The following is a 25,885-nucleotide window of genomic DNA, read 5'->3' on the forward strand; positions in this document are numbered from 1 at the left end:
TGATGACGGCGACACCCAATTTCAACGGATGGCGCGCAGCTGTCCTCTCCGAAGAAGACGGCAATGTGGAGCGCCTCAAACGCCAGCTCGTGCTCCTCGGCATGCAGGTCGATGTGCAGTGGGAGCCCCTCGCCCCCACCGAACTACCGGAAATCGTCATCGTCGATGCCGACCGGGGATGGGACGCCCTCCTGCCCTGGAGCATCGAGGCGCCGCAACGCCCCGTCGCTGCCCTGCTTGGCTCGGAAGCGCCGGGTCGTATTGCCTGGGCAATCCGCCATGGGGCAAGCGCGATCATCCCGAAACCGGTCGCGTCTGCCACCGTCTTTCCAGCGCTTGTACTCGCCGTATCCATTCACACCGAACGCCTGGCCGGACAGGCGAAGATTGCCCATCTTGAAGAGCGCCTCCGATTGCGGCCGGTCGTCTTTGCCGCCATCGCCCGGCTGCAAAGCGAGCGAAAGGTGACGGAAGAGCAGGCCTTTGCCGCCCTGCGGTCGACGGCGATGAAACGCCGGTTGCCGATGGAACAGATCGCGGCCGCCTTCCTCGGCGGCGTGGATCCCCTGTGGGAGGTAGGCTGATGCGCGTGCTGAAGGAAATCAGCCGTCGACCACTTGCCCTTTTCGGCCTCGTGGTCATCGTGCTTGTGTGCCTGCTTGCGCTGTTTGCGCCCTGGATCGCGCCTTACAGCCCCGACAACCAGATGTTCGACGGCCTTACCTTGGAAGGTGCACCCATTCCGCCGAGTGCCCAATTCCTGCTGGGTACCGATACGCTGGGTCGCGATCTCCTCTCCCGCCTGCTTTACGGCGCCCGGACCTCGCTCATCATCGGCCTTGCAGCCAATGGCGTTGCCGTGACCATCGGCCTTTTTATCGGGGTAACCGCCGGTTATCTGCGCGGCTGGATCGGCACGCTGCTCATGCGCTTCACCGATCTGATGATGGCCTTTCCCGCATTGCTACTCGCCATCGTGCTTGCCGCGATCCTGAAGCCGAGTCTGCTGATCGTCGCCATGGTCATTGCGCTGGTGAACTGGGTTCAGGTCGCCCGCATCGTCTATACCGAGACGCGGGCGCTTGCCGAACGCGATTTCATCCTTGCCGAGCGCGCGCTCGGGGCTGGGCATAGTCGCATCCTGTTCCTGCATGTGCTGCCGCATCTCTTTCCGACAGCGATTGTCTGGGGCACGCTTGGCGTTGCCACCACGGTTCTGCTCGAGGCCACCCTCTCCTTCCTCGGCGTCGGGGTTCAGCCGCCGGATGCCTCCTGGGGCAATATCATCTTCGAAAGCCAGAGTTACTTCCAGGCGGCCCCCTGGCTGGTCTTCATTCCAGGCGCGATCATCCTGATCACCTCGCTCTCCTTCAACCTCGTCGGCGATGCCTTGCGTGACATCTTCGATCCCATGCAGCGGGGACGTGGCTGATGGCGTTCCTCATCCTCAAACGGCTCGCTCAATCTGCCCTGATCCTTCTCGGTGTCGCGGCCATCACATTCCTGCTCCTCTATGCGCTTCCAGCCGATCCGGCACGCATGATCGCAGGGCGCAGCGCGACCGCACAAACGGTTGCCAATATCCGGCACGAACTGGGGCTTGATCAGCCAATCCTCTTCCAGTTTCTCCACTATCTGACCAATCTGGTTCAGGGCGATCTCGGGCGCTCCTATGCCCAGAAAACCGAAGTCTGGACGCTCATTGCCGCCCGCCTGCCCGCGACGCTGACCCTGATGGCAGCAGGCATTCTGACGGAAGTGGTCATCGGACTTGCGCTCGGCATGATTGCTGCCGTCAAGCGCGGCGGATTTCTCGATCAGCTGGTCATGACCTCCGCCTTTGTCGGCGTGTCGTCACCCCAATTCGTCGTGGCGCTGCTGCTGCTCTATGTCTTTGCCGTCTCGCTGGGCTGGTTTCCGATGAGTGGCTATGGAACGGCCGCCCATGTTGTCCTGCCCGCCCTTACCCTCGGCCTGCTTGGTGCAGGCTGGTATGCCCGCATGGTCCGCTCGGCCATGATCGACGTGCTCAATCAGGACTATATCCGCACCGCCCGCGCCAAGGGACTGTCGAGCACCCGGGTCATTCTGCGCCATGCCCTGCCGAACGCCATGCTGCCCGTCATCGCCATGATTGGCATCGATATCGGCCAGTTCATGGGCGGCGTGGTGGTGGTCGAGGCGGTCTATGGCTGGCCGGGCATCGGCCAGCTCGCCTGGCAGGCCATCCAGCAGGTCGACATCCCGATCATCATGGGCGTCACCCTCGTTTCTGCGCTCGCCATCATCATCGGCAACATCATTGCCGACATGCTGGCGCCCGCCATCGATCCGCGCATCCGTCTTCAATAAGCAAAGGGGAATCAACAATGCTGAAGAACTGGCTCAGGACAACCACGGCAGCAGCGACGCTGTTTGCCGCACCCTATATGGCGCTGGCGCAGGACGCCCCCGCCCAGGGTGGCGATATCGTCGTCACCTACAAGGACGACATCACCACGCTCGATCCGGCAATCGGCTATGACTGGGTCAACTGGTCGATGATCAAGAGCCTCTATTCTCGCCTGATGGACTACAAGCCCGGTACAGCCGAGCTTGAACCCTCACTGGCTGAAAGCTTTGACGTTTCGGCCGATGGCCTCACCTACACCTTCAAGCTCCGACCCGGCGTCAAGTTCTCCAATGGCCGCGAGGTTGTGGCAGCAGACGTGAAATATTCGATCGAGCGCGCGGTCAACCCGAAGACGCAAGGCCCGGGCGCCGGCTTCTTCGGCGCGATCCAGGGCTTCGACGCGCTCACCGGCGGCACGTCCGAAGTGCTGAGCGGCATCGAGACGCCGGATGCCTCCACCGTCATCTTCAAGCTCTCGCGTCCCGACGCGACCTTCCTGCATGTGCTGGCCATCAACTTCGCCTCTGTCGTGCCGAAGGAAGCCGTCGAGGCCGCCAATGGGGATTTCGGCAAGAAGCCGGTCGGCTCTGGCACCTTCGTGCTGAAGGACTGGACCATTGGCCAGAAGCTCGTTTTCGAGCGCAACAAGGACTACTACGTCAAGGACGTACCGCATATCGACTCCTTCAGCGTCGAGGTCGGACAGGAGCCGCTGGTCGCGCTGCTTCGCCTCCAGAAGGGCGAAGTCGACATTGCCGGTGACGGCATCCCTCCGGCCAAGTTCCTTGAGGTGAAGAACTCGCCGGAAGGCGCTGAGATGATCGTCGATGGCGAACAGCTGCACACTGGCTACATCACGCTCAACACCAAGGTAAAACCCTTTGACAACGTGAAGGTGCGCCAGGCCATCAACATGGCCGTCAACAAGGAGCGCATCACCCGCATCCTCAACGGCCGCGCAACCGCTGCCAACCAGCCCTTGCCGCCGCTGATGCCCGGCTATGACAAGGCATTCACCGGCTACGCCTATGATGTCGAAAAGGCCAAGGCCCTGCTGGCCGAAGCCGGCTATCCGGACGGTTTCGAAACGGTCCTCTTCTCGACCAACACCGATCCGCAGCCGCGTATCGCACAGGCCGTTCAGCAGGATCTCGCCGCCATCGGCGTGAAGGCGGAAGTGCGCGCCCTTGCCCAGGGCAATGTCATTGCAGCGGGCGGCACGGAAGGCGAAGCGCCGATGATCTGGTCTGGCGGCATGGCCTGGATCGCCGACTTCCCGGATCCGTCCAACTTCTACGGGCCGATCCTCGGCTGCGGCGGCGCGGTCCAGGGCGGCTGGAACTGGTCCTGGTACTGCAACGAAGCGCTCGACAAGCGCGCTGTCGAAGCTGACTCCATGTCGGATCCGGCCAAGGTCACGGAGCGCCAGGCCGCCTGGAGCAAGATCTTCACCGACGTCATGGCCGACGCCCCCTGGGTTCCGGTTATCAACGAGCGTCGCGTCGTTGCCAAGTCGACCCGCATGGGCGGTGAGGACAACATCTACATCGATCCGACCCGCGTCATCAATTACGACGCGATCTTCGTCAAGCAGTAAGCAGGCTCAAGTCGGGCACGCCTTTAACGGCGTGCCCGCATCTCACATCGTCAGATCGGAAGGGGACCAGCATGTGCGTCGCGTGCACCTATACCATCCATAAGGCCCAGCATAATTTCGGCTGGAACAAGGATTTTCCACCCGCACTTACGGCCAAGCCGGGTGAAACCATTCTGTTCGAATGCCTCGATTCCTCCGGCGGTCAGCTTGGCCCGGATGCGACACTCGACACGCTCGCCAATCTCGACTTCGGCAAGATCAATCCGGTCTCAGGCCCCGTCTATGTGGAAGGCGCAGAACCCGGCGATGCGCTGAAGGTCACCATCCGCAAATTCCATCCGAGCGGCCATGGCTGGACCGCGAATATTCCCGGCTTTGGCCTTTTGGCTGACCAGTTCGAAGATCCGGCCCTGCATGTCTGGAAGTATGATGCCGTCTCCATGACACCTGCTGCCTTCGGCCCCGGCGGTCGGGTGCCACTCAAGCCCTTTACCGGCACGATTGGCGTGGCACCGGCCGAACCCGGCCTGCACTCCGTCGTTCCACCCCGGCGCGTCGGCGGCAATATGGATATCCGCGACCTCAGTGCAGGCGTCACGCTTTACCTGCCGGTCGAAGTAACGGGCGCCCTCTTCTCTGTCGGTGACACCCACGCCGCGCAGGGTGATGGCGAAGTCTGCGGCACAGCCATCGAAAGCCAGATGAATGTCGAACTGACACTCGATCTGGTGAAGGGCGCCAATCTCAAATCGCCGCGCTTCACCACCACCGAACCGGTCACACGCCATCTCGACGGTGCCGGCTACGAGGTGACGACAGGGATCGGCCCGGACCTGATGACTGGCGCCCGCGAAGCCGTCATGCGCATGATCGACCTTCTGACGGCCGAGCACGGCATGAATCCGGTTGATGCCTATATGCTCTGCTCGGTTTGCGGTGACCTGCGCATCAGCGAAATCGTCGACATGCCCAACTGGGTCGTCTCCTTCTATTTCCCGCGTCTGGTGCTGGCTTGACCCCTCCCACGTCAAACAATCGGCCTTTGCTGCAGGTGAAGGGTCTATGCGTCGACGCGCGCACGCCGGATGGCCTGCGGCGCGTGCTCGACGATGTCACCTTCGACCTCCGCCACGGTGAAACCCTTTGCCTTGCGGGCGAGTCCGGCTCTGGCAAATCGGTGACGTCGCTTGCGATCATGGGGCTCCTGCAGAAAGCGAGCCTCAAGGTCGCTTCGGGAGACATCCTGCTCGATGGCACGAACCTGCTGACGCTCTCGTCCACCCGCATGCGCCAGATGCGGGGTGGCGATGTAGCGATGATCTTTCAGGAACCGATGACATCCCTGAACCCGGTGATGACCATCGGTGCGCAACTGATCGAGACGGTCCGGGAACACCAGAAGGCATCCGAGGAGGGCGCTGAAGCCACCGCGCGGCGCATGCTCGACGCCGTGCATATCAACGATGCCGCGCGTCGATTGAAGCAGTATCCGCATGAGCTCTCCGGTGGCATGCGTCAGCGCGTGATGATCGCCATGGCACTTTGCTGCCGACCGAAGGTGCTGATCGCCGATGAGCCGACGACCGCCCTCGATGTGACCGTGCAGGCCCAGATCCTCGATCTCATCCGCGACCTGCGGGCAGAGTTCAACACCTCTGTACTGATGATTACCCACGATATGGGCGTGGTGGCGGAAATGGCCGACCGCGTGGCCGTGATGCGTCACGGCCGTATCGTCGAGCAGAATGACGCCATCCCCCTCTTCGAAGCCCCGCGCGACGCCTATACGCGCGCGCTGCTTGCCGCCGTCCCGCGTCTTGGCGCTCATGCCGGCACGGACGTACCGCCGCGGGTCTCGGATGCCCCCCTTGCGGTGAAGGCGGGGCCCGCACTGGAGGTGAGTGGCCTTACCGTGACCTACGGAAAGAAGCAGGGCTTGTTTGCCCGCGGTCCGGAGCCCAAGCCGACCGTCGAGGATATCGCCTTCGTCATTCCAGCCGGCCAGACACTCGGGCTGGTGGGCGAATCCGGCTCAGGCAAGTCGACTACGGGAAAAGCCGTACTCGGGCTCGTGCCCTTCGGCGGCTCCGTGAAGATCGCCGGCCAGGACATCTCCCATCTTTCGCACCGGCAGATGCGGCCCGTGCGCCGACTGGCCCAGATGATCTTCCAGGATCCCTATGCCTCGCTCGACCCCCGCATGAGCGTGGGCGCGGCCATCGCAGAACCGCTGGTGATCCACGGTGTAGGCAACCCCTCCGAACGCGACCACCGTGTGGCGACCCTGCTCAGGCGGGTCGGCCTGACGCCGGATGCCGCCAAACGCTACCCGCATGAGTTCTCCGGCGGCCAGCGCCAGCGGATCTGCATCGCCCGCGCGCTGACGCTGGAACCCAAGCTGATCGTGGCAGACGAAAGCGTCGCAGCACTCGACGTATCCGTGAAAGCCCAGGTGCTCGATCTGATGCTTGAATTGCAGGAACAGATGGGCCTCGCCTATCTCTTCGTCTCGCATGACATGGCGGTGATCGAGAAGATGTCGCATCAGGTGGCGGTCATGCAGGGTGGGCGGATCGTGGAATTCGGCACCCGGCGCGAGGTCTTCGAGAACCCGCAGCACGCCTATACTCAAGGGCTCATGGCGGCCGTACCGATCCCGGATCCAAGGCACTACCGCCGGCTTGCCTCGTAAGGATTCGGGCAAAGACCATTCGCGATTGCCGTACTGGGAGACAACAAGGCAATGCCGGCCCCTGTGGGACCGGCATCTTTCCTGATCAGAAAGCAGCCACCTTACGCATACAACGGCAGGCCATAACGTTCCAAAATTTCGGCGATCTTCGCATCCTGCGCGGGGTCGGGCAGCAAGGCCGGCTGGCGGCTGGCACCAACGCTGGGGTCCTGCATGTAGAGCGCACGCTTGACCATGGCCGGGGCAAAGCCCAGCGCATAGAGATCCGTGCGGAAGGCGGTGAAGATGTCCTGCTGGCGCTCGGCCTCCGCCAGATCACCAGAATTGACCCCGTTCAGGATGCCGGCCAACACCTTCGGCAGGGCATTACCCAGGCCTGAAATGCAGCCTGCCGCGCCATTCTGCAGCGCCCAGAGGACCAAATGGTCAGGGCCCGAATAGACATCGAAACCAGGCATGTCGCGAGCGACGGCCAGATAGGCTTCGAGCGTTTCCTTGGCCCCGCCGGAATCCTTGATACCGGCGATATTTCCGTGCGACGCGAGCTTTCGCGCCGTGTCGGGCTCAATATGGTTCTGAGTGCGCGCCGGAATGTCGTAGAGGTAGATCGGCGTCTGGACCGCATCCGCGACCGTCGAGAAATGCCGGATCAGGCCGTCCTGCGTGCAGGCGATGAAGAAGGGCGTGATCACCGCAATCGCGGTTACCCCGATCCGGTCGAATTCGCGGGCAAGTTTCACCGTCTCGAAGGTCGCCGGCATGCCGGCATTGACGATCACGTCGACGCGGCCACCGACCTCATCCACCACAGCCTCGGCCAAAGACACCTTTTCCTCAAAGGTCAGCGCCGAAAAATCGCCATTGGTGCCGGCACACATGATGTTGTTGCCGGCCTCCACCTGGCGGCGAACCTGCGCGCGGGTGGCTTCGTAGTTGATTGTCTCGTCCTCGTTGAAACAGGTGACGAGCGCGACGAAGGCCTTTTTCGACATGGTGGTCTTTCTCCAGTGTGTGGGCGCGCTTACGATGCGCTTCTGAGCCGGGCAGCGCGGTGTCGCGCCTGCACATCCGGATCGGGATCGAGGCCGGCGGCGAGCAGTGCCTGCGTATAGGCCTGGCGTGGGGTTTCGAAGATCTCCCGGACAGTGCCCAGTTCGACGATTTCGCCCTGTTGCATGACCATGACATGGTCGGCGAAATCACGAACCACCGGCAGGTCATGGGCAATGAAAATGAAGGCAATGCCCATTTCCTGGCGCAGCTTATCGAGAAGCGCTATGACCTGGGCCTGGACCGACACATCCAGCGCCGAAACGGCCTCGTCGCAGATGATCAGTTGCGGCTCGAGCGCGAGCGCCCGGGCAATAGCGATGCGCTGACGCTGGCCGCCGGAAAACTGGTGCGGATAACGGCCCATATGCTCCGGCCCAAGACCAACCTGGGTCAGGAGCTCGGCCACCCGCGCGCGCCACTTCGCCTTTGGCAGGATATCCGGATGGATGACCCAGGCCTCAGAGATCAGCTGATAGACGGTCATGCGCGGGTTGAGCGACTGGGTGGGGTCCTGGAAGACCATTTGCAGGTCCCGGCGCAGCTTGTAGAGTTCAGCCGGCGAAAGTGCAAAGAGATCACGTCCCTTCCAGAAAGCCTGGCCGGAATCCGGCTCATCGAGGCGCAGCAGAATGCGGGCGAGCGTCGACTTGCCCGAGCCGCTTTCGCCAACGACGGCCAGTGTTTCGCCAGCCAGCAGATCGAATGAGACACCTTTCAGGGCGGCAAACGCGCCGTAGTTCTTGCGCACGTCCCTGACGCTGAGCACCGGTTCAGCGCCCCGCAGAGGTTCGTGCATAGCGCCCTTGCCGGGAGCGGCGGCAATCAGCTTTTTCGTATAGGGATGCTGCGGGTTCTTGTAGACCTCGCGCACGGTACCAGCCTCGACCAGGACACCCTTTTCCATCACCACGACACGGTCCGCAATCTCGGCAACGACACCGAGATCATGCGTGATGATGAGGACCGCCATGCCGGTTTCCTGCTGCAACTCTTTCAGGAGCGCCAGAACTTCCGCCTGAACCGTGACGTCAAGCGCCGTGGTCGGTTCGTCGGCAATCAGGAGATCGGGCCGCAGCGCCAGCGCCATGGCGATCATGACGCGCTGACGCTGGCCGCCAGAAAATTCATGCGGATACTTATCCAGTGCATGTGCGGGATCGGGAATTCCGACGCGCCCGAGAAGCCGCAAGGCCTCGGCCTGTGCCTTCGTACTATCCGTGCCATGCGTGGTCAGGGCTTCGCGGATCTGCCAACCGACGGTGTAAACCGGATTGAGATGGCTGAGCGGATCCTGGAAGATCATCGCCACGCGTCGGCCATTGATCTCACGGCGTCTCGCGGTGGACATGGTCAGGAGATCGACGCCATCGAGCAGGATCTCACCCGAACTGATGCGGCCCGGCGGCATGTCGATCAGGTTCATGATCGCAGCCGACGACACCGACTTGCCGGAGCCACTCTCGCCAAGGATGGCGAGCGTCTCACCACGGTCGAGATGATAGGAGATGTCGCGCACCGCCTTTACCACGCCAACGGCGGTATGGAACTCGACCGAGAGGTTCCTGACCTCGAGGAGATGGTCAGCCATTCTTGGCCCCTTTCATTTCGAGGCGCCAGCGCTGCACTGGGTCGAGTGCGATGCGCATCCAGTTCGACAGGAGGTTCAGCGACATGGTCGTGAGGATGATCGCGAGCCCCGGCCAGAAGGACAGCCACCAGGCATTGGTCAGATACTGACGTCCCTGGCTGATCATCAGGCCCCAGGTGATTTCCGGCGGCTGGATACCGATTCCGAGGAACGACAAGGCGCTTTCGGCCAGCATGACATAGGCAAAGTCGAGCGTTGCGAGCGTGGTGAGGGTCGGGAGGACCACCGGCAGGATGTGCCGGAACAGGATGCGCTTGCTGGACGCGCCCATGACGCGGGCGGCCTGGACGAACATGCGTTCACGGATTTCCAGAACCTCCGCGCGGGTGGTTCTGAGATAGACCGGAATGCGGGTGATCGCCAGAACCAGCATGAGGTTCAGGATGGACGAGCCGAGAATATAGAGAACGATGACGGCGATCAGTAGCGACGGGAAGGACATGATCACGTCCGCAAGGCGCATGATCGTCTGGTTGACGCGCGGCGACGAGAAGCCGGCGATCAGGCCGAGCACGGTTCCAACCACGGAGGAGATCAGCACCGCGCCGGCGGCGACCATGATCGTGTTCTGGGTTGCGACGATGATGCGGGCGAGCAGCGGGCGGCCGAGCGCGTCGGCGCCCATCCACCAGACCCATGCCTTTTCGAAATCGAAGGGCGCCATGTTGCGGCCACGCAGGTTCTGCTTGGTCGCAAGATCACCCAACCAGCTTGGTCCGATCACGGCCAGAGCGAGGATGACCAGGAGAAAGAATGCCGCACAGAGAGCGAATTTGTCGGCCAGCAGCATGCGGAACATGCGCAGGTAAAAGGGCGGCTCCTCAGTGAGGACGGCGGTGGAATTTTCCAGAGTCATGGTTCCCTCCTCAATGCCGGATACGGGGATCGAGAAGCGCGTAGGCAAGGTCGATCAACAGGTTCATCAGGAAGATCGCCAGCGCCGTGACCAGGATCGCTGCCAGAACGACATTGAAGTCGCGCTGCAGGATGGAATCGATCATCAGCTTGCCGACGCCGGGAAAACCGAAAATCGTCTCGATGATCACGGCACCGTTCAACAGGCTTGCAGCCTGATCACCGATCACGGTGATGACCGGCAGCATGGCGTTGCGCAGCGCATGGATGAAGATGATCGGCGTCGACTTCACGCCCTTGGCGCGGGCCGTCTTCACATAGGCAGAGGACAGGGCCGTGATCATCGACCCGCGCACAACCTGGACGATGATGCCGAAGGGCCGGACGAACAGGACGCCGATTGGCAGGATCCAGTGCCAGATCGATCCCGTGCCGGAGGTTGGCAGCCAGGCAAGGTTGACGGAAAAAAGCACGATTGCGACGATTGCCAGCCAGAAGTCGGGAACCGAGGCGCCGACCAGGGAAACGATCGATGAGAAACGGTCGAAGAAGCCACCGGCACGAAAGGCGGCCAGGGAACCGACGACGATCGCGGCGCCCGTGACCAAGGTCATCGTGATCACGGCCAGCCAAAGGGTCCAGACAAAGGCTTCGAGAACGACGTCGAGGGCCGGCCGCGCCTTGCGCAGCGATTCCCCGAGATCGCCAGTGACCACATCGCCAACATAACGGCCGAACTGCACCATCAGCGGATCGTTCAGACCGTGGAGTTCGCGGAACTGGTTCTTCATCTCCTCCGAAGCCTCGACCGGCAGGAAGAGAGCTGCCGGATCACCGGTCAGGCGGGAGAGGAAAAAGACCATGACGATCAGTCCGATCAGCGAGATCAGACTGGCCACGGCACGTTTTCGGATGAAGCTCAGCATGGCACCCTCGAAAGAAACGGTGCGGCGGGATCATCCCGCCGCATGACTTGGCATCGGATCAGGCGGCGGCGCGCCGCCTGTCACTTACTTGATCTTGATACCCGACAGCTGAAGCATGGAATTCGTCGCCATCGTAGGCTTGAAGTCCAGACGTTCGGAGACGCGCGAGAAGCCGACCATGTGGAAGAGAAGCACATCTGCGACCACGTGGTCATGCAGATAGGCGATCACTTCGGACCAGAGCTTGGCACGTTCCTCGCCGACGGCGGCAGAGGCGCGCTTGATCAGGTCGTCGACCTTGGGATCGGAGAAGCCGGACTGGGTGCCTTCGGTCGCATATTTGAAGAACATCGAGAAGGACGGATCACCCTTGGAATTGTCGTGCATGGCAGCGACGATCTGGGGCCCGCGACCTTCCGCGAAGGGCTTCGAGTAGTACTGTTCGTGCTCGGCGACTTCGACGAACTTCAGCTCGACCTTGAGGCCCACTTCCTGCAGCTGCTGCTGGATGGCTTCCATGATCTCGGTGACGTTCGGGAAGTTGGCCGAGCGCGCGATGATGGTGATCGGCGTATCCACCTTCACGCCATCAGCCTTGGCTTCTTCGATCAGCTTCTTTGCGCCTTCCGGATCATAAGGGAAAACCTTGACATCAGGGTTCCAGCCGAGGGTTGGCGGGGGAACGATGGCGGTAGCGAGCAATGCACTGTCGGGAACCAGCGTGCCGAGGAAGGCCTGGCGATCGATGGCAAGGTTCAGTGCACGACGGATGCGGACGTCGTTCAGCGGCTCGATGTTGTGGTCGATACGCAGATAGACGGTTTCGCTGTCCAGATAGGAGAAATCCGTTGCCGGATTGGTGGCCTCAAGCTGCGAGATCGACGGAGACAGATCGGCTTCGCCGGCAGCAACCATGGCCGCACGAACCGAAGGATCGGCGCGGAACAGGTAGGTCGCCTCGGTGACTTCCGGCTTCTCACCCCAGTAATCGTCACGGCTGGACAGAACGATCTGCTGGCCGGGCGTCCAGTTGGTCAGTTTGTAAGGGCCGGTACCAACCGGTTCGCGGATGAATTCCAGAGGCGTTTCTTCCGGAACCATGGTCACGAGTGTCATCAGCAGCGGCAGGATCGGCTGAACGGGATCGACCTTGAAGTCGACCGTATTGTCGTCGACGATCGCCGGCGTGACGGTCATGCCGCCGAAATAGCGACGGGATTCGCAGGTGTTCTTGTCGCTCATGATGCGTTCGAAGCTGTGCTTCACGTCTTTCGCATCAAAAGTCGTGCCATCGGAAAACTTGACGCCCTGACGCAGGTGGAAACGCCAGCTGCCATCGGCATTCTGTTCCCATTTTTCCGCCAGGCGGGGCATAACGCCCTTGTCGCCCTGTACGTCGAGTTCCGTCAGCGTCTCGCTGACATTGCCCATGATGATGCGGCCGATATTCGAGCGCGTGGCCATGCAAGGCTCGAGCAGATCGGCCTCTTCAGCCAGAACAACCTTGATTGGTCCAGATCCGGCATAGGCCGGCGACAAGGCCGTACCCATGACCAAAGCACAAAGCAGAGCAGTCTTTCTCATGTTCATTCTCCTCCCAGATTAATTCAGTGCGAAGTCTTCATGCCTTGCGAGCGCGCAGCGATGAGCGCCGCAATGCAGATCAGTCCGGCGCCGACGACCGTGGTCAACGCAATGGTTTCGTTGAACAGCGCAAGCCCACCCAGCGCCACGAGCGGCAGCCGCAGGAAGTCCACTGGCGCCACGACGCTTGCCGGCGCCAGCGACATGGCATGCGTCATCAGCCCCATGCAGCTTGTGCCGATCACGCCCTGAAGGGCGAGAAGCACGAGTTCGCGATTTCCCGGCATGGTCCAGAAAGGCAAGGCGAGAACGAGCGATATCGGCACCGTCAGGATCAGGTTCCAGGCCACCAGCGTCGAGGTCGCATCACCACGCGACATCGACTTGAGGATCAACTGGATGCCGGCCTGTAGCAGCGCGCCGACAAATGCCAGCGCAACGGCGAGCGTCAGCCCCGTCGCGGACAGCCCGACGATCGTGATCGCACCGCCAAAACCAATCATCGCAGCCGCAATCATCCGAAGCCCCGGCCGCTCGCCGAGCAGGATCGCCGCGCCGAGGACCACAAAAATCGGCGACATGAAGGCGATCGCCGTCACATCCGCGAGCGGCCCCATGCTGAAGGCCGCAAAGAAGGCGACCATGGCAAAAAGCTTGAACAGAGCCCGCACCGCATGCTGCCTCATCGAATGGGTCGACTGCAGCATTGAGGGGCGAATAGCGAGCCACGGCAGCAGCACGACCACGCCGAACAGGGCGCGAAAGAAAGCGATCACGAAAGGATGCACGGCGCCATCCAGGACACGAACGATCACGGCGTCGGATGCGGCAAGGGCCGCCGCCCCCGTGGCAAACAAGACTGCCGCGCTCACTCGCTCGCGCCTTCCCTGCTCCTGCATGAAATCCTCCCGGTGACGGCCTCCCCGTCAACATGACCAAACCATCCAACTTCCACCAATCTTTGTCAAATCATTTCGGAATGTAAAATTATCTTCTCGGTAATAAATTTATTTTCTTCATTTTTTTCCGCCACTTAAATGATTCAGAAAATCGATCAACACGATTTTACAACATAAATAAACTTGACAACTTTGCCGAAAAGCGGATTTTGCAACGATGAGAGGAGTGCCCAATGACCCCCGATGAGATCGCACGCCGCATGACCGGCACGCTGGACGCCGTCAGCGCGGACCGGCTTGAAGCTTTCTTGCCCTCACCGATGATCCAGAACCATGCATCCTTCCTGCACATGCAGGATGATGGCAGCCTGATCTGCGCTTGGTTCGGCGGATCGCTCGAAGGAAAGTCCGATATTTCCATCTATGCGTCGACACTAGTGGAGGGTGCATCTGCCTGGGGACCGGCACAACGGCTCAGCTTCGACCCTGACCACTCCGAACAGAACCCAGTACTGTTCAAGGCCCCGGATGGCCGCCTCATGCTGTTTCATACGTCACAACCTTCCGGGAACCAGGATGAATGCCGGATCCGCATGGCCGAGGTAACCGTCGACCCACAAGACGCAACCCGGCTCTCGTCCTCGGAAGGCGTCTATCTCGAACTGCCGCGTGGCTGCTTCGTTCGGGCGCCGCTGTCCATCCGCGCTGATGGCGCATGGATGCTGCCGATTTTTCGCTGCATCCAGCGCCCTGGCCAGAAATGGAACGGAAGCCACGACACGGCAGCCGTCGGTGTGAGCGAGGATGGCGGCAAAAGCTGGCGTCTCGAGGACATCGACCAGTCGACGGGCTGCGTACACATGTCACCCGTCAATCTTGGATCGGGGAGATCCGCAGCATTCTTCCGCCGTCGCCAGGCCGACTTCGTCTATCGGACGGAAAGTGCCGACGAGGGCCGGAGCTGGAGCGCACCATCCGCCACCGATCTGCCCAACAACAATTCGTCGATCGCGGCAATCGGCCTCAATGACGGCCGGATCGCCGTCATCTGCAATCCCGTGAATGCCGAGGCCTCCCTGGATCGCCGCGCTTCGCTCTATGACGAACTGGGCGAAGACGACGACAGGCCGGATGCAGATCCGACGGGCGGATGCGTGCCCGTCTGGGGCGTGCCGCGCGCGCCGGTATCCGTCTGCCTGTCATCGGATGGCGGCGTGACCTTCCCGCACAGGATCCTCATTGAGGACGGCCCAGGCACCTGCCTGTCCAATGATTCCACCGACGGACGCAATTTGGAAATGTCCTATCCCTGGCTCCTTGCCGGACACGATGGGAGCCTCCACCTCGCCTATACCTATCACCGACGCGCGATCAAATATGTCCGGCTGGCTCCTGGCTGGGATCGCCTCGAAAGCGGAGAATGACATGAGCGGCACTATCGGAATCACCATGGGCGACCCCTGCGGCGTCGGACCTGAAATCTCCGTCAAGGCGCTCGCCGAAATGTCGGAGACGGACCGAGCGGCAACCCGCATCTATGGCAATCTTGCCACGCTGAATGCGGCGCGCGACGCTCTCGGCCTGTCCATCGAGCTGACGCCCTTTGTCGTCGACATTCCGGTCGAAGGCGCACCCCTGCCCTGGGGAACCTTGAGCCCTGTTGCCGGTGATGCGGCCTTTCGCTTCATCGAAAAGGCCGTGCGCGATGCCGAGGCCGGTACAATCGGCTGCATCGTGACCGCGCCGATCAACAAGGAAGCGCTGAATGCAGCCGGCCACCACTATGACGGCCATACCGGCATGTTGCGCAGCCTCACGGGATCGAAGGCAGCTTATATGCTGCTCGCCTCCGAGCGTCTGAAGGTCATCCACGTCTCCACCCATGTCTCGCTGCAGGAAGCAATCCGCCGGGCAACCACGGAGCGCGTGCTGGCAACCATCCGAGCCGGCAACGATCACCTGAAGCGCATCGGCTACGACAAGCCGCGCATTGCGATCGCCGGCATCAATCCGCATTGTGGTGAAAACGGCCTTTTCGGCACCGAGGATGACGACCAGATCGCGCCGGCCGTGGCCGCTGCACGGGCCGAAGGCATCGATGCCTACGGCCCGATCTCGGCCGACACCGTGTTTCACCGCGCCTATTCCGGCGCCTTCGACCTCGTCGTCGCCCAGTATCACGATCAGGGGCATATCCCGATCAAGCTCGTCGCCTTCGACACGGCAGTCAATGTCTCGGTCGAACTGCCGATTGACCGCACCTCGGTCGACCACGGCACAGCCTTCGACATTGCCGGCAAGGGGATCGCCAATCACGGCAACATGAATTCCGCCATCGCCTATGCCCGCAAGCTCGTGGCCGGCCGCGCACATCAAGGATAACCCCGATGACGACAGCAACCATCACTCTGCATCAGCCGCGCCGCTTAATTGTGGGCGCCGGCACGATCGGGCAGGTCGGCGGCCTGGTCGGCGCCACCAAATCCGCTCTGGTCATCGCCACCCCGATTACCGCCCGTTTTATCGAGCGCCTGCAGCTTCCCGGCAAAGTGGAGGTCTTCGACGCCATTCCCGGTGAACCGGATATCGCGACGCTGGAGGCTGCCCTGGATGTTGCACGGCGCGTGAGGCCAGAGGTCGTGGTTGGCCTTGGCGGCGGCTCCGTGCTCGACGTCGCCAAGCTGGTCGCAGTGCTCTGGGATTCTGAGCAGGGCCTGGCCGATGTCGCCGGTCCGAACAAGGTCGCCGGCCGCAACACCCGCCTCGTTCAGGTGGCAACCACTGCTGGCACAGGCTCGGAGGCGGGGATCCGCTCGCTGATTACTGATCCCGTCAAAGGCGCAAAGATTGCTGTTGAGAGTCCACACATGATTGCGGATATCGCCGTCCTTGATCCGGAACTCACCTTCACCGTACCGCCGGCCGTCACGGCTGCGACCGGCGTCGACGCCATGGCACACTGCGTCGAAGCCTTCACCAACAAGCGCGCCCATCCGATGATCGACGGCTTCGCCCGCATGGGTTTTCGCTTGGTCGGACAATACCTCGCCCGCGCAGTAAAGGATGGCAGCGACACCGAAGCCCGTGAAGGCATGATGCTCGCCTCATACTATGGCGGCATCTGCCTCGGGCCAGTCAATACGGCTGCTGGTCATGCGATCGCCTATCCGCTCGGTACGCGTCTCGGCCTACCGCATGGCCTTGCCAATGCAATTGTCTTTCCGCATGTACTGGGCTTCAACCAGCCGGTGGCACCGCAGAAGACAGCTGAAGTTGCAGAGGCCCTGGGCATTGCCAACACGGCGCCAGCCGCACTTGTCGACAGTGCATGCAAATTCTGCAGCGACCTGAATATTGAAATGTCCCTGTCTCGCCACGGCGCAAGCGCGAGCGACCTAGAAGCTTATGCCGCGGAGGCGCACGCAAATCGCCGGCTGATGGACAACAACCCGGCAGACATGACGGTCGAAGACGTTCTGGCGATCTACAAGGCAGCTTTCTGACGAAAGCGACCTCCAACAATCCGACGGCATCGCAGAGGGGCCGGAAGGCCCCTTTTCAATGACATCGCCTTGCTGGGGATCACTGCGTCGGCAGGGCAGCGAGTGATGCGCTTGCCTGGAAGAGGCGAGCTCGGGAGCCCGTCAGGTGGGCAAACATCAATTCTTTCGCTCGCGCGCCCTCGCCTGCGGCAATCGCCTGAGCGATTGCCTCGTGTTCTGCAAAGACACGTGACAGGCCTGCACTGTCGCGCTTCACCGAAACGCCATGAAACCGCATGCCCACAGCAATATGGTCCTTCAAGGCTTCCATCGCCGTGGAGAAGTAACTGTTCTGCGCTGCCCGGGCGATTGCCAAATGAAACTGAAAGTCGGCATCCTCCCGATGCGCCTGGCGATTGGTGGCATCGCGCATCAGCTCCAGCGCATCGCGGATCGCCGCCATCGTTGAGGGATTATGCCGCGACGCCGCAGCCTCGGCCGCAGCAGGCTCCATAGTCAGGCGAAACTCGTAGCAGTTCAAAAGGTCGGCCACATTTTCGAGCTGACCAAAACCAAGCGGCTGCTTCATGCCGACCGATCGCACGAAGCTGCCGGCACCCCGGCGGGAATAGATCAATCCCTGGTCCCGCAATCGCTTTAACGCCTCGCGAATGATCGGGCGCGACACTTCGAATTCAATCGCCAGATCATGCTCCGTCGGCAGACGCTCATCCGGTTGATAGGCACCTGACTTGATTGCCCGGTGCATGCGCTCAAACACCAGGTCGGCCAGACTTCTCCGTGCAGTTCCGCTTTCCAGCCCCATGTTCAGCCCATGTCTCCTTGCAGTCTCGCAGCGAGCGTGACCAGCGTCTCCGGCGCTCCGAATCCCCCGGACTTGGCGATGATACATTGCCCGCCGGCATAGGCCAGACCGAGCCCCGGCAGGCATTCGCCGAGAAGACGAAACCGGGTGATGCCCATTTCAGACAGGACGGCTTCCGCCGTTGCTCCTCCGCACAAAAGCAGGGTTCTCGCTGACGCCGTTAGAACCGGATGTACACCTGATGCCAGATTGGCGGACACTTGAAGCGAGGAAACGTCCTCAGCACCAACAGTTGCCTGAATGAGAACCAGCGGGCGATCCCCGGCAGGCTCATCCGGAACAACGCCATTGGGCGCCGCACGATGATCAATATCTGGCTCAGCGTCTCGCAGTGATGCAATTTGCACTAAGGTGATTGGATCGCGCGAACCGATCACGAACACGGCCCTTCCTTTCGGCAGTTCGGCCAAGTCAGGATCATGGCGCTCGCTCATCTGCTCGGCGAGCGCTTCTGCAAGCCCCCTCGCTCCGACCAGCAGATCAACCCCTTCGGAATCTGCAATTTGCAGCGCAAGTCGCATCTCATCGGCTGACGCAATATCGGGGATGCTGCATCGTTCGGCATGATCACCGAGCCTCGAGGCAACATTGATCGGCTGCTCCACGCCAAAACCAGCGACATGTCCTGCGCGCACGACACGACCAAACTCCGGAATAGCCGGTGCAACAAGTGCCGCACGGTACGGGATCGGATCCAGCTCCGCCGCAACATGTCCTTTCAGACGGGAATCGACCTTCTTGAACACGCGCGTGCCCGCCGGCAAAGCGCCAATCGCTTGACTGGCGAGCGCCCTGGCCGAGACGGCGTCGAGTTCACGCGAGCCGAGGTTGATTGTCAGCACCTCAGGCTCCTCTGCAACAGCACCCGCAATGGCAGCCACGTTCAGAGCCACCTCCGTCCGCAATCCGCGCCCGGCAAAGGGGGCGCCCGTATCCAGAGCGCCGGTCAAATCGTCGGCAATGATGGCCAGCAAACTCAAAGTCCTCCCGATGTTGTTATCTTTATGGAGGATTTTTCCGTTCTTTTCCAGCGCTCTCTCACGTCTGCATGACAAATATCCCAGTCAACCAGACAAGTCTCTCATTTGGAAGTTGACCTTCTCTTGATGCGGCGCAGACGCTGGCACAGGAATTACTAATTCAGCAGCACTAGCCATGTTGTGCCGCCCCAAAGGATCATCTAGTAAATATTTTCCAAGGTTTACTGGCGCATCCCTCGATCGGGACCGCGCGACAGGGGAATGGGCCGCATGGTCACCATCAAGGAAATAGCCAAAGCCGTCGGGGTCTCATCCGGCACGGTCTCGCGCGTGCTGAATTACGACCAGACGCTCTCCGTCTCGGAGGCAAAACGTCAAGCCATTATCGAGACGGCGGAGGCACTGAACTATGCGACACCGCGGGCTCGGCGAAATGCGGTGCAGCCGCCGCTTTCGATTTCCATGCCGAGCCACGCGGATGTGGTGGCGAATGTCGCCCTCATTCATTTCCTCGCTCCTGGCGAAGAACTGGTGGACCCCTATTATGTCGGCGTGCGGCTTGGCATCGAGGCGCGTTGCCGTGAATACAAGCTTGAGATCACCCGCGTCTTCAATCCCGAAGTGCCGGTTGACCTGGCACTTTTGGCCGGCGTTTCGGCCGCCATTGTGGTTGGCCATCGATCCAAGGCCGAGATAGATGCCATGGCGAGGGTTTGTCCGCACCTTGTCATCGCTGACTACAATCCGCGCATGCCGCAATTCGATTGCGTGCGTGCCGATCTCGGCGAGGCGACGGTCACCATTCTCGATGCGCTTGAACGGGCCGGATATGGACGCCTTGGCTTTGTCGGCGGTTACGAACTGATGGACAATGACGCGCTGATGCAGGGTGAACAGCGCTGCAAGGCCTTTATCGAGTGGCACGAGGCGCGTGGTCGCTACAATGCCGAGCTGCTTGCGCTCGGACAAAGCGAACGCTTCGGGCAGAACCTTCGCCTGGAAACCGGCTACCAGCAGGCCAAGTCGCTGCTGGCCCTTTCGGAGCGGCCGGATGCGATCCTCGCCGCCAACGACAACATGGCGATCGGCACCTACAGGGCGATCCGGGAGGCGGGGCTCTCCATTCCGGAAGACATCGCGGTTGTCGCCTTCAACGACATTCCGGTGGCACAATTTCTGACCCCGCCGCTGTCGACCATGCGCATTCCCGGCGAACTGATCGGGGAAGTCGCCGTCGACCTCATGGTCGAGCGCCTCAATGGCCGCGATTATTCAAAACATGTGACGCTTGCCACAGAGATGATCTGGCGGGGCAGCGCCCGCAAACCGGACTGACCTTTGCGTCCCGGACGCCACTTTTGCGTGTAAATTCCGCCACCTACCGCAGCGCACAAAATATTTAGTAAAAATTTTCTTGGCACCCTCCCGGTTTTCGGAAATAGTGACGTCAAGGCAGGGGATGAGGCTGCCGCATACGACATCACAAGGGAGGAGAAGACCATGGATTACACTCAGCTGCTCAGGCGCTCGGTGACATCGGCGCTGGCCGGTGCAGCCTTTTTGACCAGCACTGCCGCCTTCGCCGGCGAAGTCACCATCTGGTGCTGGGACCCGAATTTCAACGTCGCGATCATGAAGGATGCCGCGGCTCTTTACACAGCCAAACACCCGGAAACGACGTTCAACATCGTCGACTTCGCCAAGACTGACGTCGAGCAGAAGCTGCAGACCGGCCTTGCGTCCGGCATGACAGATTCGCTGCCGGATATCGTGCTGATCGAGGATTACGGCGCGCAGAAATATCTGCAGTCCTTCCCGGGTTCGTTTGCCGCTCTGACCGACAAGATCGATTATTCCGGCTTTGCCAAATACAAGGTCGACGTGATGACGCTTGAGGGCGAGACCTACGGCGTGCCCTTCGATTCCGGCGTCACCGGCCTCTATTATCGCAAGGACTATCTTGAGCAGGCTGGCTACAAGGCCTCCGACATGGAGAACCTGACCTGGGACCGCTTCATCGAGATCGGCAAGGATGTGAAGGCCAAGACCGGTCACGAAATGATGGCCCTCGACGCCAATGACGGCGGCCTTGTCCGCATCATGATGCAATCCGGTGGCCAGTGGTACTTCAATGAAGACGGCAGCCTGAACATCACCGGTAACGCGGCATTGAAGGCCGCACTCGAGACCCAGGCCCGCATCGTCAACGAAGGCGTGGCCAAGCCGACCAGCGGCTGGAACGATGGCATCAATGCACTGACCTCGGGCGATATCGCCTCCGTCCTGATGGGTGTGTGGATCACCGGCACTGTGAAATCCCAGGCCGATCAAGCCGGCAAGTGGGCGCTGACGGCCATTCCGAAGCTCAACATTGAGGGTGCGACGGCTGCGTCGAACCTCGGCGGTTCGAGCTGGTATGTGCTGGAAGCGTCCGCCGAAAAGGACGAAGCCATCGACTTCCTCAATGAAATCTACGCCAAGGATCTCGACTTCTACCAGAAGATCCTGACCGAACGCGGCGCCGTCGGTTCGCTGCTCGCGGCCCGCACGGGCGAGGCCTACAAGAAGCCCGACGACTTCTTCGGTGGGCAGACGGTCTGGCAGAATTTCGCCGACTGGCTCGTCCAGGTGCCGCCGGTCAACTATGGCATCTTCACCAACGAACTCGACACTGCCGTCACTGCGAACTTCCCGGCGCTGGTCAAGGGCGCCCCGATCGACGACGTGCTGAAGGCAATCGAGGACCAGGCCGCCGGCCAGATCCAGTAACCCGATCCACAGGGGCCAGGGCTTAAAGGCTGAGGGCCCCTGTCCTCCCGGAGGCGTGCGGCGAAAGCGCCGCGCGTCTTCCCGCTGGAACAGAGATTTCCCAGACCAGGATTGGGCTGAAGACGCGCATGAACATAACTACCAGACCCAGACCCAGATCCAGATCGAGCCTGAGCCGCTACTACGACGTGAACGGCTGGCTATTTGTCGCGCCCGCCGTCACCTTGATCGCGACCTTCATGCTTTACCCGATCATCCGCTCGCTGGTCTTATCCTTCTATTCCGGGCGCGGGATGATGCTCAAGTTTTCCGGCTCGGGCAATCTCACGCGCCTGTGGAACGACCCTGTCTTCTGGACGGCGCTCCAGAATACGGTGATCTTCTTCATCGTGCAGGTGCCTATCATGATCACCATGGCGCTGATCCTGGCCGCCATGCTGAACAATCCGAAGCTGCGCTATTCCGGCCTGTTCCGCACGATGATCTTCCTGCCCTGCGTTTCCTCGCTGGTGGCCTATTCCATCCTGTTCAAGAGCATGTTTTCGCTCGACGGCGTCGTGAACAACGTACTTTTGGCGGTCGGCATCATCGGGGAACCGATCGGCTGGCTGACAGACCCCTTCTGGGCCAAGGTCCTGATCATCATCGCCATCACCTGGCGCTGGACCGGCTACAACATGATCTTCTATCTGGCAGCACTCCAGAATATTGACCGCTCGATCTATGAGGCGGCGAAAATCGACGGCGTGCCGTCCTGGGGGCGCTTCGCCTTCCTGACCATTCCGATGCTGAAACCGGTGATCCTGTTCACCACGATCACTTCGACGATCGGCACCCTGCAACTCTTCGACGAGGTCTACAACCTGACCGAAGGCAAGGGCGGGCCGGCGGACGCAACGCTGACGCTGTCGCTTTATATCTACAACCTGACCTTCCGCTACATGCCGAGCTTCGGTTATGCGGCAACCGTCTCCTATGTGATTGTGCTGATGGTGGCGGTTCTCTCCTTCCTGCAATTCTATGCCGCGAGGGAGCGCGCATGATGATCACGCTTCGCCGCCATCTGCCTGACATCGTGCAATATGTCGTCCTGTCGCTCGCAGCATTTCTATCTGTCTTCCCCTTCATCTGGATGGTGATCGGGGCGACCAACACGACAAGCCAGATCGTGAGAGGCAAGGTGACCATCGGCACCGCGCTCTTCGACAACATTGCCTCTTTCTTCGCGCAGGTGGATGTGCCGCTGGTGTTCTGGAATTCGCTGAAGATCGCGCTCGTCGGCACAGCGCTTACGCTGCTTGTGTCCTCGCTTGCTGGCTACGGGTTCGAGATGTTCCGCTCGAAACTGCGGGACCGCGTCTACACCGTCATCCTTCTGACCCTGATGGTGCCTTTTGCAGCCCTGATGATCCCGCTCTTCATGATGATGGGCAAGGCAGGGCTGATCAACACCCATGTCGCGATCATGCTGCCGATGCTCGCCTCGGCCTTCATCATCTTCTACTTCCGGCAGGCCTCTAAGGCGTTTCCGACCGAGCTTCGCGACGCCGCCAAAGTCGACGGGCTGAAGGAGTGGCAAATCTTCTTCTATATCTATGTACCGGTGATGCGCTCCACCTATGCGGCGGCCTTCGTCATCGTCTTCATGCTCAATTGGAACAACTACCTCTGGCCGCTGATCGTGCTGCAGTCGAATGACATGAAGACGATCACGCTCGTCGTCTCCTCGCTCGCCTCGGCCTATGCGCCTGAATACGGCACCGTGATGATCGGCACCATCCTTGCCACACTTCCCACACTTCTCGTCTTCTTCGCCATGCAACGCCAGTTCGTGCAGGGCATGCTCGGCTCCGTGAAATAGGACTTTGAAATGCGCATTATCGAGACTTTCAACAAAGACTGGACCTTCCGTACCGGGTTTGAGCCGGATTTCACCTCGGCTTCTCAGCCGGGCGAGACCGTCCAGCTGCCCCATACGGCGGTCGAGCTGCCCTATAACTATTTTGACGAGAAAAGCTATCAGAAGGCCTTTACCTATCAGAAGGTGATCGCCTGGGAGCCGCGCTTCGAGGGCAAAGACGTTTCGCTGGTATTCGATGCCGCCATGGCGGACAGCGTGGTCTATCTCAACGGCATCGAGATCACCGCGCACAAGGATGGCTACACGCCGTTCGAGGCACGGCTGACGCCGCATCTGAAGGCCGGCGATAACCTGCTGACGGTGAAAATCGACGGTTCGGAAAATCCCGAGATCCCGCCTTTCGGTGGCGTGATCGACTATCTCACCTATGCCGGGATCTATCGCGACGTCTGGCTCAAACTCACCGCGCCAGTTTCGATCAAGAACGTCAAGATCGAGACGCCGGATGTGCTGGCTGAAACCAAGCAGGTCGCGGCGAAGGTCTGGATTTCCAATCCGACCGATCAGGCACTCTCCGGCAAGGTGACGGCTGTTCTGAAAGATGGCGCGGGTCAGGAAATCGCTCGGACCGAGGCCGTTGTGTCTGGCGCAGAGGTATTACTCGGCTTTTCCGGGCTTCAGGGCATTACCCTCTGGGACGTCGACAATCCGGCACTCTACCGCCTCACGGTCTGGCTGGAGACGCCTGCGGGCAAGGATGAACTGACCAGCCGCTTCGGCTTCCGCTCGGCCGAATACACCATCGATGGTTTCAAACTGAATGGCAAACCCGTCAAGCTGCGGGGCCTCAACCGCCACCAGGCCTGGCCGCATCTGGGTTATGCCATGGGCCGGCGCGGCCAGGAAAAGGATGCCGACATCCTGAAATTCGATCTCGCCTGCAACATTGCCCGCACCTCGCATTATCCGCAATCGAAATACTTCCTCGACCGTTGCGACGAGATCGGTCTCCTTGTCTTCGAAGAGATCCCTGGCTGGCAGCATATCGGCGGCGATGCCTGGAAGGCGGAGAGCGTTCAGAACGTGCGCCGCATGATCGAGCGCGACTGGAACCATCCCTCTGTTATCATCTGGGGCGTGCGTATCAACGAGAGCCAGGACACCCATGACTTCTATGTCGAGACGAACGCCATGGCACGTTCGCTCGATACGACGCGCCAGACCGGCGGTGTTCGCTACATCACCGAGAGCGAGCTGCTCGAAGACGTTTACACGATGAATGACTTCATTCTCGGCATGGAGGAACTGCCGGGCCACAATCGCGAGCGCCTGGTGCTGCGCGATCAGCGCGAGGTGACCGGGCTCGACCGCAAGGTGCCCTACATGATCACCGAATATGGCGGGCACATGTATCCGACCAAGCGCTTCGATCAGGAGCAGCGGCAGGCGGAGCATGTCAGTCGGCATCTGGCGATCCTGAATGCGGCCGCTGGCGATCCTTCGATCTCAGGCTCCACCGGCTGGTGCATGTTCGACTACAACACGCACAAGGATTTCGGCTCCGGCGACCGCATCTGCTATCACGGCGTGACCGACATGTATCGCGAGCCGAAATTCGCCGGTTATGCCTATGCCTCGCAGGGCGATCCGAAGGATGGCATCGTTTTGCAGCCGGTCAGTTTCTGGGCGCGTGGCGAGCGCAATATCGGTGGCGTGCTGCCGCTGATCGTGCTCACCAATTGCGATTATGTCGAAATCCGCATGGGCCATATCGTCAAGCGGATCGAGCCCGATACCAACACCTATCCCCATCTGCCGCATCCGCCCTGCATTCTCGATCACAGCATGGTGACGCCGGAGGAATTCGGCGAATGGGGCATGACCTGGCGGGATGGTGAACTCGTCGGTTTTATCAATGGCGAGGAAGTGGTTCGCCGCCATCTGCCGGCCGATCCGCTGCCAACGACACTCGAAATCGCGGCTGACGACACAGAACTCAGGGCGGGCGAAAAGGACACGGTTCGCGTCATCCTGCGTGCGCTCGATCAGGGCGGGAATGTCATGGGCTTCTTTGATGATCCGGTCGAGGTTACGCTCGAAGGCCCTGGCCGTATCGTCGGTCCTTCGCTTCTCTCCTTCAAGGGCGGGGCCGTTGGCCTTTACATCGAGGCAGGCAATGATGCGGGCAGCTTGACGCTATCTGCGACCTGCCGTCCTTTCGGGACGCAGCGCCTCACCTTTAACGTCACCTGAGCGAGGAC

The 25,885-nt window shown here is 60.9% G+C and carries 22 protein-coding genes; 14 read left to right on the forward strand and 8 right to left on the reverse strand.

Annotated features, from left to right (window positions below; translation table 11 throughout):
- Positions 1 to 2 precede the first annotated feature (2 nt).
- The 6 genes from ACSV9I_RS15470 to ACSV9I_RS15495 all read left to right on the forward strand — a co-directional run bounded on the left by ACSV9I_RS15470 (position 3) and on the right by ACSV9I_RS15495 (position 6,681).
- Positions 3 to 584 (forward strand): ANTAR domain-containing response regulator, encoded by a 582-nt coding sequence (locus tag ACSV9I_RS15470; RefSeq protein ID WP_438330011.1) that lies wholly within the window; start codon positions 3 to 5, stop codon positions 582 to 584.
- On the forward strand, positions 584 to 1,432 hold the full coding sequence (locus tag ACSV9I_RS15475; protein ID WP_438329767.1) for an ABC transporter permease: 849 nt from the start codon (positions 584 to 586) through the stop codon (positions 1,430 to 1,432). The genes ACSV9I_RS15470 and ACSV9I_RS15475 overlap by 1 nt, the downstream gene beginning before the upstream one ends.
- On the forward strand, positions 1,432 to 2,352 hold the full coding sequence (locus ACSV9I_RS15480) for an ABC transporter permease (RefSeq protein ID WP_438329768.1): 921 nt from the start codon (positions 1,432 to 1,434) through the stop codon (positions 2,350 to 2,352). Before ACSV9I_RS15475 ends, ACSV9I_RS15480 begins: the two co-directional genes overlap by 1 nt.
- 17 nt (positions 2,353 to 2,369) lie before the next feature.
- Positions 2,370 to 3,989: an ABC transporter substrate-binding protein gene (locus tag ACSV9I_RS15485; RefSeq protein ID WP_438329769.1), complete on the forward strand. Its 1,620-nt coding sequence runs from the start codon at positions 2,370 to 2,372 to the stop codon at positions 3,987 to 3,989.
- Between the two features lie 71 nt (positions 3,990 to 4,060).
- Positions 4,061 to 5,005, forward strand: a complete 945-nt coding sequence (locus ACSV9I_RS15490) for an acetamidase/formamidase family protein (RefSeq protein ID WP_438329770.1) — start codon at positions 4,061 to 4,063, stop codon at positions 5,003 to 5,005.
- A complete protein-coding gene (locus ACSV9I_RS15495) occupies positions 5,002 to 6,681 on the forward strand; it encodes an ABC transporter ATP-binding protein (RefSeq protein WP_438329771.1) in 1,680 nt (559 codons plus the stop codon). The genes ACSV9I_RS15490 and ACSV9I_RS15495 overlap by 4 nt, the downstream gene beginning before the upstream one ends.
- A 101-nt stretch (positions 6,682 to 6,782) precedes the next feature.
- Here the strand turns inward: ACSV9I_RS15495 and ACSV9I_RS15500 are convergent, their stop codons facing one another.
- From ACSV9I_RS15500 to ACSV9I_RS15525, 6 genes are all read right to left on the reverse strand, one after another.
- The gene (locus ACSV9I_RS15500; protein ID WP_438329772.1) at positions 6,783 to 7,673 is read right to left on the reverse strand and encodes a dihydrodipicolinate synthase family protein; all 891 of its coding nucleotides are present in this window, start codon (positions 7,671 to 7,673) and stop codon (positions 6,783 to 6,785) included.
- Positions 7,674 to 7,702: 29 nt separating this feature from the next.
- Positions 7,703 to 9,322, reverse strand: a complete 1,620-nt coding sequence (locus tag ACSV9I_RS15505; protein ID WP_438329773.1) for an ABC transporter ATP-binding protein — start codon at positions 9,320 to 9,322, stop codon at positions 7,703 to 7,705.
- A complete protein-coding gene (locus tag ACSV9I_RS15510; RefSeq protein ID WP_054160276.1) occupies positions 9,315 to 10,238 on the reverse strand; it encodes an ABC transporter permease in 924 nt (307 codons plus the stop codon). Before ACSV9I_RS15510 ends, ACSV9I_RS15505 begins: the two co-directional genes overlap by 8 nt.
- Positions 10,239 to 10,248: 10 nt before the next feature.
- A complete protein-coding gene (locus ACSV9I_RS15515; RefSeq protein WP_438329774.1) occupies positions 10,249 to 11,163 on the reverse strand; it encodes an ABC transporter permease in 915 nt (304 codons plus the stop codon).
- 84 nt (positions 11,164 to 11,247) lie between these two features.
- Complete coding sequence (locus ACSV9I_RS15520) at positions 11,248 to 12,747, reverse strand: ABC transporter substrate-binding protein (RefSeq protein WP_438329775.1); 1,500 nt, start codon at positions 12,745 to 12,747, stop codon at positions 11,248 to 11,250.
- Positions 12,748 to 12,770: 23 nt separating this feature from the next.
- Complete coding sequence (locus ACSV9I_RS15525) at positions 12,771 to 13,619, reverse strand: DMT family transporter (protein ID WP_438329776.1); 849 nt, start codon at positions 13,617 to 13,619, stop codon at positions 12,771 to 12,773.
- Between the two features lie 260 nt (positions 13,620 to 13,879).
- On the opposite strand from ACSV9I_RS15525, the gene ACSV9I_RS15530 reads away from it, so the two are divergent.
- Genes ACSV9I_RS15530 through ACSV9I_RS15540 form a run of 3 tightly spaced genes read left to right on the forward strand, consistent with a single transcriptional unit; the run spans position 13,880 to position 17,149 of the window.
- A complete protein-coding gene (locus tag ACSV9I_RS15530) occupies positions 13,880 to 15,070 on the forward strand; it encodes a sialidase family protein (protein ID WP_054160272.1) in 1,191 nt (396 codons plus the stop codon).
- A gap of 1 nt (position 15,071) precedes the next feature.
- Positions 15,072 to 16,028 (forward strand): 4-hydroxythreonine-4-phosphate dehydrogenase PdxA, encoded by a 957-nt coding sequence (pdxA, locus tag ACSV9I_RS15535; protein WP_438329777.1) that lies wholly within the window; start codon positions 15,072 to 15,074, stop codon positions 16,026 to 16,028.
- 5 nt (positions 16,029 to 16,033) lie between these two features.
- Complete coding sequence (locus tag ACSV9I_RS15540; protein ID WP_438329778.1) at positions 16,034 to 17,149, forward strand: iron-containing alcohol dehydrogenase; 1,116 nt, start codon at positions 16,034 to 16,036, stop codon at positions 17,147 to 17,149.
- Between the two features lie 79 nt (positions 17,150 to 17,228).
- On the opposite strand, the gene ACSV9I_RS15545 is transcribed toward ACSV9I_RS15540, so the two are convergent.
- Together ACSV9I_RS15545 and ACSV9I_RS15550 are read right to left on the reverse strand one after the other, a co-directional pair.
- Positions 17,229 to 17,954: a FadR/GntR family transcriptional regulator gene (locus tag ACSV9I_RS15545; protein ID WP_054160269.1), complete on the reverse strand. Its 726-nt coding sequence runs from the start codon at positions 17,952 to 17,954 to the stop codon at positions 17,229 to 17,231.
- Between the two features lie 2 nt (positions 17,955 to 17,956).
- Positions 17,957 to 18,988 (reverse strand): four-carbon acid sugar kinase family protein, encoded by a 1,032-nt coding sequence (locus tag ACSV9I_RS15550; RefSeq protein WP_438329779.1) that lies wholly within the window; start codon positions 18,986 to 18,988, stop codon positions 17,957 to 17,959.
- A 276-nt stretch (positions 18,989 to 19,264) separates the two neighbouring features.
- Between ACSV9I_RS15550 and ACSV9I_RS15555 the strand changes: the two genes are divergently transcribed.
- The 5 genes from ACSV9I_RS15555 (at position 19,265) to ACSV9I_RS15575 (ending at position 25,877) form a co-directional block, all read left to right on the forward strand.
- The gene (locus ACSV9I_RS15555) at positions 19,265 to 20,329 is read left to right on the forward strand and encodes a LacI family DNA-binding transcriptional regulator (protein ID WP_438329780.1); all 1,065 of its coding nucleotides are present in this window, start codon (positions 19,265 to 19,267) and stop codon (positions 20,327 to 20,329) included.
- Positions 20,330 to 20,494: 165 nt separating this feature from the next.
- Complete coding sequence (locus tag ACSV9I_RS15560) at positions 20,495 to 21,763, forward strand: ABC transporter substrate-binding protein (protein ID WP_438329781.1); 1,269 nt, start codon at positions 20,495 to 20,497, stop codon at positions 21,761 to 21,763.
- A gap of 128 nt (positions 21,764 to 21,891) precedes the next feature.
- Positions 21,892 to 22,806 carry a carbohydrate ABC transporter permease gene (locus ACSV9I_RS15565; RefSeq protein WP_438329782.1) on the forward strand — a complete coding sequence of 305 codons (915 nt, stop codon included), beginning with the start codon at positions 21,892 to 21,894 and terminating at the stop codon, positions 22,804 to 22,806.
- Positions 22,803 to 23,624, forward strand: coding sequence for a carbohydrate ABC transporter permease (locus tag ACSV9I_RS15570; protein WP_438329783.1), 822 nt, complete (start codon positions 22,803 to 22,805; stop codon positions 23,622 to 23,624). Before ACSV9I_RS15565 ends, ACSV9I_RS15570 begins: the two co-directional genes overlap by 4 nt.
- A 9-nt stretch (positions 23,625 to 23,633) precedes the next feature.
- Positions 23,634 to 25,877 carry a glycoside hydrolase family 2 protein gene (locus ACSV9I_RS15575; RefSeq protein ID WP_438329784.1) on the forward strand — a complete coding sequence of 748 codons (2,244 nt, stop codon included), beginning with the start codon at positions 23,634 to 23,636 and terminating at the stop codon, positions 25,875 to 25,877.
- The last annotated feature ends 8 nt before the right edge of the window (positions 25,878 to 25,885 follow it).

This window comes from Rhizobium sp. G187 (genome assembly GCF_051549525.1).
Taxonomy (GTDB): Bacteria; Pseudomonadota; Alphaproteobacteria; order Rhizobiales; family Rhizobiaceae; genus Allorhizobium.

Excerpts from the sequence above, each read along its gene's own strand:
- ACSV9I_RS15470 (WP_438330011.1), top strand. The coding sequence starts at position 3 with ATGACGGCGACACCCAATTTCAACGGATGGCGCGCAGCTGTCCTCTCC.
- ACSV9I_RS15475 (WP_438329767.1), top strand. The coding sequence starts at position 584 with ATGCGCGTGCTGAAGGAAATCAGCCGTCGACCACTTGCCCTTTTCGGC.
- ACSV9I_RS15480 (WP_438329768.1), top strand. The coding sequence starts at position 1,432 with ATGGCGTTCCTCATCCTCAAACGGCTCGCTCAATCTGCCCTGATCCTT.
- ACSV9I_RS15485 (WP_438329769.1), top strand. The coding sequence starts at position 2,370 with ATGCTGAAGAACTGGCTCAGGACAACCACGGCAGCAGCGACGCTGTTT.
- ACSV9I_RS15490 (WP_438329770.1), top strand. The coding sequence starts at position 4,061 with ATGTGCGTCGCGTGCACCTATACCATCCATAAGGCCCAGCATAATTTC.
- ACSV9I_RS15500 (WP_438329772.1), bottom strand. The coding sequence starts at position 7,673 with ATGTCGAAAAAGGCCTTCGTCGCGCTCGTCACCTGTTTCAACGAGGAC.
- ACSV9I_RS15505 (WP_438329773.1), bottom strand. The coding sequence starts at position 9,322 with ATGGCTGACCATCTCCTCGAGGTCAGGAACCTCTCGGTCGAGTTCCAT.
- ACSV9I_RS15510 (WP_054160276.1), bottom strand. The coding sequence starts at position 10,238 with ATGACTCTGGAAAATTCCACCGCCGTCCTCACTGAGGAGCCGCCCTTT.
- ACSV9I_RS15515 (WP_438329774.1), bottom strand. The coding sequence starts at position 11,163 with ATGCTGAGCTTCATCCGAAAACGTGCCGTGGCCAGTCTGATCTCGCTG.
- ACSV9I_RS15520 (WP_438329775.1), bottom strand. The coding sequence starts at position 12,747 with ATGAGAAAGACTGCTCTGCTTTGTGCTTTGGTCATGGGTACGGCCTTG.
- ACSV9I_RS15530 (WP_054160272.1), top strand. The coding sequence starts at position 13,880 with ATGACCCCCGATGAGATCGCACGCCGCATGACCGGCACGCTGGACGCC.
- pdxA (WP_438329777.1), top strand. The coding sequence starts at position 15,072 with ATGAGCGGCACTATCGGAATCACCATGGGCGACCCCTGCGGCGTCGGA.
- ACSV9I_RS15540 (WP_438329778.1), top strand. The coding sequence starts at position 16,034 with ATGACGACAGCAACCATCACTCTGCATCAGCCGCGCCGCTTAATTGTG.
- ACSV9I_RS15545 (WP_054160269.1), bottom strand. The coding sequence starts at position 17,954 with ATGGGGCTGGAAAGCGGAACTGCACGGAGAAGTCTGGCCGACCTGGTG.
- ACSV9I_RS15555 (WP_438329780.1), top strand. The coding sequence starts at position 19,265 with ATGGTCACCATCAAGGAAATAGCCAAAGCCGTCGGGGTCTCATCCGGC.
- ACSV9I_RS15560 (WP_438329781.1), top strand. The coding sequence starts at position 20,495 with ATGGATTACACTCAGCTGCTCAGGCGCTCGGTGACATCGGCGCTGGCC.
- ACSV9I_RS15565 (WP_438329782.1), top strand. The coding sequence starts at position 21,892 with ATGAACATAACTACCAGACCCAGACCCAGATCCAGATCGAGCCTGAGC.
- ACSV9I_RS15570 (WP_438329783.1), top strand. The coding sequence starts at position 22,803 with ATGATGATCACGCTTCGCCGCCATCTGCCTGACATCGTGCAATATGTC.
- ACSV9I_RS15575 (WP_438329784.1), top strand. The coding sequence starts at position 23,634 with ATGCGCATTATCGAGACTTTCAACAAAGACTGGACCTTCCGTACCGGG.